We start from the raw sequence: 13,192 nt of genomic DNA, 5'->3' as shown, positions 1-13,192 counted from the left end.
CGGCTTGGCAAGCGGGCGGGCGGCTGGCTAAGAGGGCGGCGATGACCCGCGGCCTCCGCCTGATCCTCCTGTTCCTGTTGCTGTTTTGCGCCGGACTGACCGCTCCGGCGCGTGCCGAGGTGGTCGTGAGCTTTTACAGCCATGATTTCGGCGACCGCTTTCCGCACGCCTTCATCGTCATGAAGGGCAAATTGGATGCGACGGGCGAGGTGATCGACGCCAATTACGGCTTTACCGCGACAACCGTCAGTCCGGCGATCCTGTTCGGGTCGGTCAAGGGCAAGGTGGAATCGTCGGAGCCCGACTATATCGCCAAGAGCGATCGCCAGTTCGATGTCGTCGTCGACGATGCAACCTATGCGCGACTGATCGCCAAAGTCGCCGAATGGCGCGACCGTGAACAGCCGAGTTATAGCCTGAACAAGCGCAACTGCGTGCATTTCGTCATGGAACTGGCCGAGGCGGTCGGGCTCAAGGTCAATCGCAACAGCAAGCTGTTCAAGAAACCGAAGAGTTTTCTGATCGAGGTGAAGGGGCTTAACCCAGAGTTGGGATAGGGGGAATTCATGTTGCCATTGTTATTGCTCCTCGCCACGGCGGCTGACCCCGTGACGCCAACTGACGTGGCGAGGGCTGGCGAGCCGATGACACCGGCGGGGAACCCGGGAACCTGGGCTACCAACGCCGATTATCCAGCGACGGCGATGCGCGACGAACGCGAGGGAACGACGGGCTTTCGCTTGACGATCGGGCCGGACGGACTGCCGCAGCGGTGCGACGTCACATCGTCGAGCGGACATACCGATCTTGATACCACGACCTGCCGACTGGTGATGGAGCGCGCGCGCTTTCGGCCGGGCCGCGACGAAAATAACCAGCCCGTCGGCGGTACCTATTCCAACCGCATTCGCTGGACGATCCCGGACAATTACATCGACAAACTGGCAAATGCGGGATTCAGCGTCGACCAGACACGCGAGAGCTGGCCGCGCGGTCCGTCGCCGCTTCCCGCCATGCTGCTGATCGACACGACAGCCCATTATCCCGCCGCAGCCCTTGCCGCCCGCCACGAGGGCGATGTCCATATGGCTGTAAGCGTCGATGCGCTGGGCAAGGTGAGCGGATGCAGTGTCATTAACAGCAGCCTGTCGGCCGATCTCGACAAGGCGGCCTGTGCCTTGATGTTGAGCCAGGGTGCCTTCACGCCGGCGCTCGACGGCAATGGAAAGCCGACCAAGGGGGTCGTGCCCGCGATGTTCCGCTGGTTCCTGCCGCGGCCGGAGGCACCCGTCGCCAACGCCGAGCGGTCGCTCGCGCTGCGGAAATTTCCGATGAGCGAACCGGGGGAATCCTCGCTGTCGGTACTGTTGGACGCCGAAGGCAAGGCGAGCAATTGTACTTATTCAAGAATCGGCGAAACATGGCTTGTGGCCCCCGGCATCAACCCGTGCGACACGATCGGTGGGGCGCAGCACTATATTCCCTTCACGGATGCCAAGGGCCAGCCGGTCGCGCGGCGCATAACGCTCCGCATCGAAGCGAAGATCGAGGCGCCCGACGTCGCAAAGCCGTCCACGGTGCCATAATCCGCCCACCAAGGTTCTGCCCCTAGACGCCGCGCCGCTTTCACCCTATGTTCAGGGAACGGGGCGTAATATGTTACGCTCCGATGCGTAACAGGGGCGATTCTTGCGGTTATTGCTGACCCTTTTGGCATTGCTGACCGGTCTGGCGACTGCCGACCGGGCGGTCGCCGCGCCTGCCGTTCCGGCGGCGATGGGAGCGCTGGTCCTGCTCGCCGAGACCGCGGGCCAGGCCGAGGTCAGCGATAGCGAACGTCGTCCGTCCGCGACAACGCCGACCCGGCGATCGAGTGGCGGCGGTACGGGTCGCAAGCCGCGCAAGGCGCCGCCTCCGCATCTTCCCGGCCTCCTCACCGGCAGCGACCGCGCGCTCGAATAGAGTGCTGCTTTAGCGTCCTGTTCTTGCAGGCGCCGCCCCGCGATGGGGCTTTGCATATTCTTGCGGCCTCTGGGCCGCCCTTTCATTCATATTCCAAGGAATCATAGATGTTTTCTGGCCTCGCCAAGAGCCTGTTCGGCTCGTCCAACGACCGTTATGTGGGCTCGATCCGCAAGATCGTCGACAAGATCAACGCATTCGAACCCGCGATGCAGGCGCTCGACGACGCGGGATTGCAGGCGCAGACGCAGAAGTTCCGCGACCGGCTCGCGGCGGGCGAGACGCTCGACGATATCCTGCCCGAAGCCTTTGCGACGGTGCGTGAGGCAGCGGTGCGCACTTTGGGGATGCGCCATTTCGACGTCCAGATGATCGGCGGCGTCGTCCTCCACCGCGGTGAAATCGCCGAAATGGCGACCGGCGAGGGCAAGACGCTGATGGCGACGCTGCCCTGTTACCTCAACGCCTTGGAAGGCAAGGGCGTCCACGTCGTGACCGTCAACGACTATCTGGCGCGCCGCGACGCCGAATGGATGGGGACCGTTTATGGTTTCCTGGGCCTGACGACCGGGATCATTGTCCCCAACCTCAACGAAATGCAGCGCCGCGACGCCTATAGCAGCGACATCACCTATGCGACGAACAACGAGCTGGGGTTCGATTATCTGCGCGACAATATGAAGTTCGACCGCCAGCAGATGGTCCACCGACCGTTCAATTTCGGCATCGTCGACGAGGTCGATTCGATCCTGATCGACGAAGCGCGGACACCGCTGATCATCTCCGGCCCGACCGACGACAAGTCGGAGCTGTATATCCGCGTCAACGAGATCGTCCTGCAGCTGACCGACGAAGATTATGAGAAGGACGAAAAGTCCAAATCGATCAGCCTGACCGAAGACGGCACCGAACATGTCGAGCGGCTGCTCGAAGCCGCGGGCCTGCTCCAGGGCAGCAACCTTTATGACATCGAGAACACCCAGGTCGTCCACCACGTCAATCAGGCGCTGAAGGCGATTCAGATGTTCCGCATCGACACCGACTATATCGTCAAGGACGGCAAGGTCGTCATCATCGACGAGTTTACCGGGCGCATGATGGACGGCCGTCGCTGGTCCGACGGCCTGCACCAGGCGGTCGAGGCGAAGGAAGGCGTGCAGATCGAGCCCGAAAACCAGACCCTCGCGTCGATCACCTTTCAGAATTATTTCCGCATGTATCCCAAGCTTTCGGGCATGACCGGGACGGCCGCGACCGAGGCACCCGAATTTTTCGACATCTACAAGATGAATGTCGTCACCATCCCGACCAACCGCCCGATCGCGCGGATCGACGACGAGGATGAGTTTTACAAGAATATCACCGACAAGTTCGGCGCGATCGCCAAGACGATCCGCGAGGCGCAGGAGCGCGGCCAGCCGGTGCTGGTCGGCACCGTGTCGATCGAAAAGTCCGAACTGCTGTCGTCCTTCCTCGAAAAGGAGAATGTCGCGCACAGCGTCCTCAACGCGCGTTTCCATGAAAGCGAGGCGCATATCGTCGCGCAGGCGGGCCGTACCGGTGCGGTGACCATCGCCACCAACATGGCAGGCCGCGGCACCGACATCAAACTCGGCGGCAACGAGGAATTCCGCATCGAGGACGAGCTGAAGGACATGCCCGCCGGTCCCGAGCGCGACGCCGCAGTCGAGCGGATCAAGGCCGAGGTCGCCGCCGAGCGCGAAGCGGTGAAGGCGGCGGGCGGGCTGTTCGTCCTTGCCACCGAACGCCACGAGAGCCGCCGCATCGATAACCAGCTGCGCGGTCGTTCGGGGCGTCAGGGCGATCCCGGCCTGTCGAAATTTTACCTCTGTCTCGACGACGACCTGCTGCGGATCTTCGGTCCCGACACGCTGTTTTCCAAGATGATGAACAAGAATCTGGAGGATGGCGAGGCGATCGGGTCGAAATGGCTTTCGAAAGCGATCGAGACCGCGCAGAAAAAGGTCGAGGCGCGCAACTATGACATCCGCAAGCAGGTCGTCGAATATGACAACGTCATGAACGACCAGCGCAAGGTGATCTACGAGCAGCGCGGCGACATCATCGACAGCGAAACCGTCGATGATGTGATGGCGGCGATGCGCGCCGAAACGGTGAACGCGATCGTCGCCGACGCCTGCCCGCCGGGCAGCTATCCCGAGCAATGGGACATCGAGACGATGAAGGAGCGCGTCGCCAATATTCTCGATCTCCACCCGCCGATCGACGAGTGGATGCAGGAAGATGCCGTCGATCCCGAGATTTTCGAAGAGCGTATCCAGGCGATGGCCGACGCGGTCGCGGCGGAAAAGGCCGCGCAGGTCGATCCCGACACCTGGAAAGGGATCGAGAAATCGGTGCTGCTCCAGACGCTCGACCATCAGTGGAAAGACCATCTGGCGACGCTCGACGCACTGCGCCAGGCGATTTTCCTGCGCGCCTATGCCCAGAAACAGCCGATCAACGAATATAAGCAGGAAGCCTTTGCGCTGTTCGAGCGCATGCTGTCGAACATCCGCGAAGATGTGACGCGCACCGTGGCGCGCATCGACCTACGCTTCGAAGAGCCCGAGCCGATGCCGCTTCCCGATCTGCCAGATTTCCTGACGACGCATATCGATCCGTTCACGGGTGAAGACAACAGCGCCGATATCGATAGCGGCGGACTGGGCGTGATCGCCAACACGCTGCCCCCGATGCAAATCCCGCGGCCTGACATGCCGGAGGGCGAAAATCCCTATGCGGCGCTGGAGATCAGCCGCAACGCGCCATGTCCGTGCGGTTCGGGGCGCAAATACAAGCATTGCCACGGCGCGATCTGATCGGTCGCTGACCCGATGACCGGCCTCGCCGCGCTCTTCAGCCTGACCGCGCTGCTCTACGCCGCGGTCGGGTTCGGCGGCGGGTCGACCTATACCGCGCTGCTGATCCTCGGGGGCGTGGCGGTGGGGCTGGTTCCGGCGATCAGCCTCGCGTGCAACGTCATCGTCGTCAGCGGCGGGACGATCCGGTTCGCGCGGGCCGGGGTGATGCCGTGGGCGAAGGCGCTGCCGCTGATCGCGGTCGCCGCGCCGCTGGCCTTTCTTGGCGGGCTGACCCCGGTGAAGCAGGGCATGCTTGTCACGCTGCTGGGATTGTCGCTGCTCGCGTCGGCGCTGGCGCTGCTGATCCAGCCGCGGACCGCCAAGCCTGTGCTGCTGCGGCCCGCGCTCTTGCTGCCGATCGCCGCGGCGCTCGGCTATCTTGCGGGCGTGGTCGGCATTGGTGGGGGAATATTTCTGGCGCCGATCCTGCACCTGATCCGCTGGGCCGAGGAACGGTCCGTCGCCGCGACCGCGAGCCTGTTCATCCTCGTCAACAGCCTGTTCGGGCTGACCGGCCAGTTGATCAAGGGTCAGGGCAACGCGATGGTGGCCGCGGTCGCCAGCCACTGGCCGCTGCTGGTCGCGGTGTTGATCGGTGGCGCGATCGGGACCCAGCTTGCAGTCAAGAGTGAGCCCGCAGCGTTGATCCGGCGGTTGACTGCGGTGTTGGTCGGTGTTGTCGCTATCCGCCTGTTATTTGGTTTCTAACGCTTTTTTGTGCGCTTGCCTTCCCGTGCGGCGGTGCTAGCATCGCGTCGATAAGCTTGGTGGCCACGTAGCCGCCAGGCGGCGCAGCAGCTGGAACAGGATGCGCCGTGCAAGCCCAGGACATTGGGCGCGCGGCATGGGTTGGCACGTTGCGTGGAAAGGGCAGGCGCATTTCCTTTTTTGACGAAATGAACAGCCATGGCGGCGAGACCCGGTCGCCCTATCGCGAATATTGCGACTGGTTCGAAGCCGAGGATGTGGCGCGCATCCAGCACAAGGCGGTTCAGGCCGAGGCGCTTTTCCGTACCACCGGCATCACCTTCAACGTCTATGGCGCCGTCGACGGCGACGAGCGGTTGATCCCCTTTGACGTCGTGCCGCGGATCATCTCAGCCAGCGAATGGCGCCGCCTGTCGCGCGGCATCGAACAGCGCGTGCGCGCGCTCAACGCCTTCCTCTACGACATCTATCACCGGCAGGAGATTTTGCGCGCCGGGCGGGTGCCGACCAAGCTGATCGCCGACAACGACGCCTTTCTGCCGATGATGATGGGGCTCGACCCGCCGGGCGGCATCTATACGCATATCAGCGGCACCGACATCGTCCGCACCGGCGCCAACGAGTTTTACGTGCTGGAGGACAATGCGCGCACCCCGTCGGGGGTGTCGTACATGCTCGAAAACCGCGAAACGATGCTCCAGATGTTTCCCGAGCTGTTCGCGAAAGTGCCGGTGCGCGAGGTCAGCGATTACCCGATCAACCTCTTGAAATCACTCGCCGCCTGCGCGCCGCCGGCATGCGGCGGGACGCCGACGGTCGCGGTGCTGACCCCGGGTATCCACAACAGCGCCTATTATGAGCATAGTTTCCTGGCCGATCATATGGGCGCCGAACTGGTCGAGGGGCATGATCTGCGGGTGGTCGACGGCCGTGTCGCGATGCGCACGACGCAGGGGTATAAGGCGATCGACGTGCTCTATCGGCGCGTCGATGACGACTTCCTCGACCCGCTGAATTTCCGCCCCGACTCGATGCTGGGGGTGCCGGGGATCTGGGACGTGTATCGCGCCGGGGGCATTACCATCGCCAACGCGCCGGGAACGGGCATCGCCGACGACAAGGCGCTGTACAGCTATATGCCCGACATCATCGAATTTTATACCGGCGAAAAGGCGCTGCTCCCCAATGTGCCGACCTGGCGCTGCTCGGAGCCCGAGCATCTGCGCGAAGTGCTCGATCGCCTGCCCGAACTGGTGGTCAAGGAAGTCCACGGATCGGGCGGGTACGGGATGCTCGTCGGCCCCGCGGCGAGCAAGAAGGAACTGGCGGCGTTCCGCGCCAAGCTGGAGGCGAACCCAGGCAATTATATCGCGCAGCCGACGCTGTCGCTGTCGACGGTGCCGATCTTTACCAAGAAAGGGCTGGCGCCGCGCCATGTCGATCTGCGTCCGTTCGTGCTGATGTCACCGCAGGGGATCACGATTACGCCGGGCGGGCTGACGCGGGTCGCGATGACCCGGGGATCGCTGGTGGTGAATTCGAGCCAGGGCGGTGGGACCAAGGATACGTGGGTGTTGGAGGATTGATGGTGAGCGTGTCGTCATCCCCCAATCATCCCCTCCCGCAAGCGGGAGGGGCAGCGAGGCTTGGCAGCTTGCTGCCTAGCCGCAGCGGGGTGGGCAGACCCCGCCGCGCGAATGCACACCCCGTTGCGACTAGCGAACAGGTTCGCAAGTCTCACTGCCCCTCCCGCGTGCGGGAGGGAATGGGGATGCGCCCATGCTAGGCAAGACCGCAGGCAGCCTCTTCTGGATGGCGCGCTACCTCGAGCGCAGCGAGAATAACGCGCGCCTGATCGACGCGGGGTTTCGCATTGCGCTCACTCGGTCGCAAACCGCGGCCGCCGAATGGAAGTCGGTGCTGGTGACCGCCGGGGTCAATCAGGCGTTTCAGGCGGCGCACGGCGATTACAGCTCGGCGCGGGTGATCGATTTCCTGCTGCGCGACCCGGCCAACCCGTCGAGCATATTGTCGGTGATCCGTCAGGCGCGCGACAATGCGCGCACCGCGCGCACCGCGTTGACGCGCGAGACATGGGAAGCGGTCAACACCAGCTGGATGACGCTCGTCGCGCTGCTCAAGCGGCAGGTGCGCGAGGACGACCTGCCCGACGTGCTGACGACGATCCGCCAGCAAAGCGCGCAGGTGCGCGGCGCACTGAATGGCACAATGCTGCGCAACGACGGCTATCATTTCGCGCAGCTCGGCACCTTTCTGGAACGCGCCGACAACACCGCCCGCATCCTCGACGTCAAATATTATCTGCTGCTGCCGTCGGTCGCGCACATCGGTACGTCGATCGACAATGTGCAGTGGGAGACGATCCTGCGGTCGGTGTCGGCGCACCGCGCCTACCGCTGGCTGTACGGGGCCGAGATCAGCGCGCTGAAGATTGCGGAATTCCTGATCCTCTATCGCCAGATGCCGCGCAGCCTGACCTTTTGCAGCGAGCGCATGGAAAATCATCTGAACGAACTGCAACGCCACTATGGCGACGAAACGGAGGCGTGGCGGATGGCGCATGCGCTGGTTCACGACAAGCTGAACGCCCCGATCCAGTCGATCTTTGACGGCGGCCTGCACCAATATGTCACCGGCTTTCTGCGGGACACCGCGGCGCTCGCGCGGCAGGTCGAGCGCGACTATCGGTTTGTGGAATAGGGCGGCCGGTCATGCGTTTGTTCGTCGAACATATCACCCGTTATCATTATGACGCCCCGGTGCGTTACGCGCTGCAGCAGCTGAAAATGACACCCAAGGACCGCCCGGGACAGCAACATGTCGTCAATTGGGCGATCGATATCGAAGGCGGTACGCAGCAGCTTCATTACACCGACCATCACGGCAATGGTGTCGACCTGATCGCGGTCGAGGGCGGCGCCAGCGAGCTGATCATCCGCTGCCATGGCGAGGTCGAACTGCAAAGCTGGGACGGGGTGATCGGCCCCCACCGCGGCGCGATGCCCTTGTGGACCTTTCTGCGCCCGACGCCGCTGACCCGCGCAGGGCGGGGGGTGCGCGGGCTGGTCGCGCAGCTTGGCCGCGACCATGCCAGCGACATCGAACGCGCGCACGCGCTGTCGGCGCTGATCATCGACCGGCTGGCGTACCGGATCGGGATCACCAATGCCGAAACGACCGCCGAACAGGCACTCGCCGGAGAAGGCGGGGTGTGTCAGGACCATGCCCATATCTTCATCGCCGCGATGCGCCATCTGGGGCATCCGGCGCGCTATGTGTCGGGCTATCTGATGATGAACGACCGCACGCAGCAGGATGCGACGCACGCCTGGGCCGAAGCGCATTTCGACCATATCGGATGGATCGGTTTCGACGTCAGCAACGGCCATTCGCCCGACCAGCGCTATATCCGCGTCGCAACGGGGCTCGATTACCGCGATGCGGCGCCGGTGCGCGGCATGCGATATGGTGCGGCGCAGGAAAATCTGGTTGTTCAATTGCAGGTCCAGCAATAAGCGGACTGCGGGGACACAGGACGATCCGGGGCGGGGATACGGGATTCGATGACTTATTGCGTGGGAATGCGGCTCAACAAGGGGCTGGTGTTCATGTCGGACACCCGCACCAATGCGGGCGTCGACGATATTGCGCAGGTGCGCAAGATGCGCAGCTGGCACGTCCCCGGCGAGCGCGTCATCACGTTGATGTCGGCGGGCAACCTCGCGACGACGCAGGCGGTGGTCAGCCTGCTCGACGAACGCACCAAGGCGCCCGAAGACCGCCACCCGTCGATTCTGGCGGCGCCGTCGATGTTCCAGATCGCGACGATCATCGGCGAAACGCTGCGCCAGATTGTGATGCGCTACAACAGCGAGGGGCCGGCCGCGGCGGCCGCGTTTCGCGCCTCGCTGATCGTCGGCGGGCAGATCAAGGGCGCCGAACCACGCCTGTTCCTGATCTATCCCGAGGGAAATTTTATCGAGGCGGGCGAGGATAATCCCTTCTTCCAGATCGGTGAAACCAAATATGGCCGCCCGATCATCGTGCGATCTTATGACCCCGCAATGTCCTTCGAGGATGCGGTGAAACTGCTCTGCGTGTCGTTCGATTCGACGATCCGCGCCAATGCCGGGGTCGACCTGCCGATCGACCTGAAAATCCACGAGCGCGACGATTATGTGAGCGTGCGCGAACGGCGGTTCGAACGTGGCGACCCCTATTTCGATAGCGTCGCGAACGGCTGGGCCGAAGCATTGGGGATCGCGCTGGCGGAGCTTCCCGACTTCCATTTCTGATTGCCATCGGCCACCGTCCCGCGACGATGAAACGAGAGGGATCGCCATGCTGCGCTGGATAGCTGCTGCACTTGTTTTATTGGCCAGTCCGGCGGCCGCCGACGAGGCTCGCCTCGACAAGGCGCTTGGCGATTTTCGCGAACTGCACCGCGCCGAAATGCGCCGGGCGAATATTGCGGGAAGCAGTTTCTACGTCGTACGCGACGGGCAGATCGTCGCTGCCGATCATCTGGGCGAGCAGGACGCCGACGCTCATGTTCCGGTCGATGCCCGGACGATCTATCATTGGGCGTCGGTGACCAAGACGATGACCGGCATCGCGATCATGCAGTTGCGCGATCGCGGGCTGCTGTCGCTCGACGATCCCATCGTCAAATATGTCCCCGAACTTGCCGCGGTGCATAATCCCTTTGGCGACACGGGCGCGATCACGCTGCGCCAGTTGATGAGCCACAGTGCGGGGTTTCGCAGCGGCACCTGGCCCTGGCGCGACCATGACTGGCAGCCGTTCGAACCACAGGGGTGGGACCAGCTGCTCGCGATGCTGCCCTACACGCGGGTCGAGTTCAAACCGGGCAGCCGCTTCGGCTATTCGAACCCCGGCATCGTCTATCTGGGGCAAGTGATCGAGCGGCTGTCGGGCGAGGATTATGAAGTCTATATCGACAAGAATATCCTGAAGCCGCTGGGCATGCACGCCAGCACTTTCGATCGCACCCCGCCGCACCTGCTGCCTTTTCGCTCGCACAGCTATTATATCCGGGGCGGCAAGCGCGTCGCCGCGCCGTTCGATGTCGATACCGGGGTCACCGTGTCGAACGGCGGGCTCAACGCGCCGATGCCTGACATGGCCAAATATGCGGCATTCCTGCTCGGCGATCCGGCGCGGCAATCCGACTATGATCTGGTGCTGAAACGGTCATCGCTGGAAGAAATGTGGGTGCCGCAGATTTCGGCGGGCGAGGATTTCACCCAAGGCCGCATGGCGACGACGACGCAGAGCGCGCTGTCGTTTTTCGTCGACCGCAGCCGGGGGGTGCGTATCGTCGGGCATAATGGCGATCAGAACGGTTTTCGCGCCTATCTGAGCTTTTGTCCCGACCAGCGCGTCGGCAGCCTGCTCGCGTTCAACACCGAAACGCAGGGCGTGCAGAATAGCGCGGCCAATCGCGACACCGCGGAATCGCGCATCGCGCTGGCGACCGACCGGCTGTGCGAGGCACTGGCAAAATAGCCTCCCCCTCGTCATCCCGGCGAAGGCCGGGATCTCACCCTGTCGAAATGACGCACCGTCGAGATCCCGGCCTTCGCCGGGATGACGATTCAAATAAGCTCCGGCGGCGAATGAACTACCTGTTCTTCCGCCCCTCGATCAGCCCGTCGACAAGGCTCGGATCGGCGAGCGTCGAGGTGTCGCCCAGCGATCCGAAATCATTCTCCGCAATCTTGCGCAAAATCCGCCGCATGATCTTGCCCGAACGCGTCTTGGGCAGCCCGGGGGTCAGGTGGATATGATCGGGGGTCGCGATCGGGCCGATTTCCTTGCGCACCTGCTGCTTCAGCGCCGCGGCGACTTCGTCGGTCGCCTCGACCCCGGCGTTCAAGGTGACATAGGCGTAGATGCCCTGGCCCTTGATGTCGTGCGGGAAGCCGACGACCGCGGCCTCGGCGACGTCCTCGTGCAGCACCAGCGCGCTTTCGACCTCGGCGGTGCCCATGCGGTGGCCCGAGACGTTGATCACGTCGTCGACGCGGCCGGTGATGCGCCAATAGCCGTCGGCGTCGCGGCGGCAGCCGTCGCCGGTGAAATATTTCCCCTTGTAGGTCGAGAAATAGGTCTCGGCGAAGCGGGCGTGATCGCCGTAGATCGTCCGCGCCTGCCCGGGCCAGCTGTGGGTGATGCACAGATTGCCTTCCGCGGCGCCGCCGGTCTGCTCGCACACCAACGTGTTGCCGTCGGCATCGACCAGTTCGGGGCGGATGCCGAAGAAGGGTTTGCCCGCACTGCCCGGCTGCATCGGATGTGCGCCCGGAAGCGTCGTAATCATGATGCCGCCGGTCTCGGTCTGCCACCAGGTGTCGATGATGGGGACGCGGCCCTTACCGACAATCTGGTGATACCAGCGCCACGCCTCGGGGTTGATCGGCTCGCCGACGCTGCCGAGCAGGCGGAGCGACGACAGGTCGTGACGCGTCACATAATCGTCACCCTCGCGCATCAGCGCGCGGATCGCGGTGGGCGCGGTGTAGAGGATGTTGACCCGATGCTTGTCGACCACCTGCCAGAAGCGGTCGTGGTCGGGGTAGTTGGGCACGCCCTCGAACATCAAAGTCGTCGCGCCATTCTGGAGCGGGCCATAAACGACATAGCTATGACCGGTGACCCAGCCGATGTCGGCGGTGCACCAGAAGATTTCGCCGGGACGATAATCGAAGCCGTAATGAAAGGTCGTCGCGGTCCACACGCTGTAACCGCCGACGGTGTGGAGCACGCCTTTGGGCTTGCCGGTCGAGCCCGAGGTGTAGAGGATGAACAGCGGATCCTCGGCGTTCATCGGTTCGCAGGGGCATTCGGCACCGACGTCAGCCGACAGCGCGTCATACCAATGGTCGCGCCCTTCCGTCATGCTTACATCGCCGCCGGTGTGCGCGATGACGAGCACGGCCTTGACGTCGATGCGCTCCAGTGCCTTGTCGACATTGGCCTTGAGCGGCACCACCTTGCCGCCGCGCAGTCCTTCGTCGGCGCAGATCACCCAGTCGCTGGCGCAATCCTCGATGCGGCCATGGATCGCCTCGGGCGAGAAGCCGCCAAAGACGACGCTGTGCACCGCGCCGATCCGCGCGCAGGCGAGCATCGCAACCGCGCCCTCGGGGATCATCGGCATATAGATGGTTACGCGGTCGCCCTTTTGGACACCGAGTTTCTTGAGCGTGTTGGCAAAGCGGATGACGTCGGCGAGCAGCGCGGCGTAGCTGATCGTGCGCGTCTCGCCGTCGGGGGCGTCGGGTTCGAAGATGATCGCGGTGCGGTCGCCGTGACCCGCGGCGACATGGCGGTCGACGGCGTTGTCGCAGAGGTTCAGGACGCCGTCCTCGAACCATTTAATTTCGACGGGATCATAGGACCAGTTCGCGATCTTCGTCGGCGCCTTGATCCAGTCGATCCGCTTCGCCTGTTCGGCCCAAAAGGCGTCTGGGTCGTCGATGCTCTGCCGGTAGAGCCGGTCATAATCGGCGGCGGTGCAATGCGTGTTCGCGGCGGCGTCGGCGGGGACCGGGACCAGCGGTTCGGAGGGGGGTAGGTCGGACACGTCTGCT

11 protein-coding genes are annotated in these 13,192 nt (G+C 63.6%); 10 read left to right on the top strand and 1 reads right to left on the bottom strand.

Features of this window, described 5'->3' with window-relative positions:
• The first annotated feature begins 41 nt into the window (after positions 1-41).
• The 10 genes from SPYCW_RS12920 (at position 42) to SPYCW_RS12875 (ending at position 11,105) form a co-directional block, all read left to right on the top strand.
• Positions 42-557 (top strand): hypothetical protein, encoded by a 516-nt coding sequence (locus tag SPYCW_RS12920; protein WP_120217105.1) that lies wholly within the window; start codon positions 42-44, stop codon positions 555-557.
• A gap of 87 nt (positions 558-644) precedes the next feature.
• A complete protein-coding gene (locus SPYCW_RS12915) occupies positions 645-1,586 on the top strand; it encodes a TonB family protein (protein ID WP_232014709.1) in 942 nt (313 codons plus the stop codon).
• Positions 1,587-1,689: 103 nt separating this feature from the next.
• Positions 1,690-1,962 (top strand): hypothetical protein, encoded by a 273-nt coding sequence (locus SPYCW_RS12910; RefSeq protein ID WP_168454528.1) that lies wholly within the window; start codon positions 1,690-1,692, stop codon positions 1,960-1,962.
• 107 nt (positions 1,963-2,069) lie between these two features.
• Positions 2,070-4,805 carry a preprotein translocase subunit SecA gene (secA, locus tag SPYCW_RS12905; RefSeq protein ID WP_120217102.1) on the top strand — a complete coding sequence of 912 codons (2,736 nt, stop codon included), beginning with the start codon at positions 2,070-2,072 and terminating at the stop codon, positions 4,803-4,805.
• A 15-nt stretch (positions 4,806-4,820) separates the two neighbouring features.
• Complete coding sequence (locus SPYCW_RS12900; RefSeq protein WP_120217101.1) at positions 4,821-5,555, top strand: sulfite exporter TauE/SafE family protein; 735 nt, start codon at positions 4,821-4,823, stop codon at positions 5,553-5,555.
• A 188-nt stretch (positions 5,556-5,743) separates the two neighbouring features.
• Positions 5,744-7,141: a circularly permuted type 2 ATP-grasp protein gene (locus tag SPYCW_RS12895; protein ID WP_171005326.1), complete on the top strand. Its 1,398-nt coding sequence runs from the start codon at positions 5,744-5,746 to the stop codon at positions 7,139-7,141.
• 193 nt (positions 7,142-7,334) lie between these two features.
• The gene (locus tag SPYCW_RS12890; protein ID WP_120217100.1) at positions 7,335-8,276 is read left to right on the top strand and encodes an alpha-E domain-containing protein; all 942 of its coding nucleotides are present in this window, start codon (positions 7,335-7,337) and stop codon (positions 8,274-8,276) included.
• Between the two features lie 11 nt (positions 8,277-8,287).
• On the top strand, positions 8,288-9,091 hold the full coding sequence (locus tag SPYCW_RS12885) for a transglutaminase family protein (RefSeq protein WP_120217099.1): 804 nt from the start codon (positions 8,288-8,290) through the stop codon (positions 9,089-9,091).
• A gap of 48 nt (positions 9,092-9,139) precedes the next feature.
• Positions 9,140-9,871, top strand: coding sequence for a peptidase (locus SPYCW_RS12880; RefSeq protein WP_120217098.1), 732 nt, complete (start codon positions 9,140-9,142; stop codon positions 9,869-9,871).
• A 46-nt stretch (positions 9,872-9,917) separates the two neighbouring features.
• Positions 9,918-11,105 (top strand): serine hydrolase domain-containing protein, encoded by a 1,188-nt coding sequence (locus tag SPYCW_RS12875; protein WP_120217097.1) that lies wholly within the window; start codon positions 9,918-9,920, stop codon positions 11,103-11,105.
• Between the two features lie 115 nt (positions 11,106-11,220).
• On the opposite strand, the gene acs is transcribed toward SPYCW_RS12875, so the two are convergent.
• On the bottom strand, positions 11,221-13,185 hold the full coding sequence (gene acs, locus SPYCW_RS12870) for an acetate--CoA ligase (protein ID WP_120217096.1): 1,965 nt from the start codon (positions 13,183-13,185) through the stop codon (positions 11,221-11,223).
• Positions 13,186-13,192: the final 7 nt, after the last annotated feature.

This window comes from Sphingopyxis sp. EG6 (assembly GCF_003609815.1).
Taxonomy (GTDB): domain Bacteria; phylum Pseudomonadota; class Alphaproteobacteria; order Sphingomonadales; family Sphingomonadaceae; genus Sphingopyxis.
This window is presented reverse-complemented; position numbering and strand designations above follow the sequence as displayed.

Bases quoted from the DNA above. Each gene is read 5' to 3' on its own strand.
- SPYCW_RS12920 (WP_120217105.1), top strand. From the start codon at position 42: ATGACCCGCGGCCTCCGCCTGATCCTCCTGTTCCTGTTGCTGTTTTGC.
- SPYCW_RS12915 (WP_232014709.1), top strand. From the start codon at position 645: ATGACACCGGCGGGGAACCCGGGAACCTGGGCTACCAACGCCGATTAT.
- secA (WP_120217102.1), top strand. From the start codon at position 2,070: ATGTTTTCTGGCCTCGCCAAGAGCCTGTTCGGCTCGTCCAACGACCGT.
- SPYCW_RS12900 (WP_120217101.1), top strand. From the start codon at position 4,821: ATGACCGGCCTCGCCGCGCTCTTCAGCCTGACCGCGCTGCTCTACGCC.
- SPYCW_RS12895 (WP_171005326.1), top strand. From the start codon at position 5,744: ATGAACAGCCATGGCGGCGAGACCCGGTCGCCCTATCGCGAATATTGC.
- SPYCW_RS12890 (WP_120217100.1), top strand. From the start codon at position 7,335: ATGCTAGGCAAGACCGCAGGCAGCCTCTTCTGGATGGCGCGCTACCTC.
- SPYCW_RS12885 (WP_120217099.1), top strand. From the start codon at position 8,288: ATGCGTTTGTTCGTCGAACATATCACCCGTTATCATTATGACGCCCCG.
- SPYCW_RS12880 (WP_120217098.1), top strand. From the start codon at position 9,140: ATGACTTATTGCGTGGGAATGCGGCTCAACAAGGGGCTGGTGTTCATG.
- SPYCW_RS12875 (WP_120217097.1), top strand. From the start codon at position 9,918: ATGCTGCGCTGGATAGCTGCTGCACTTGTTTTATTGGCCAGTCCGGCG.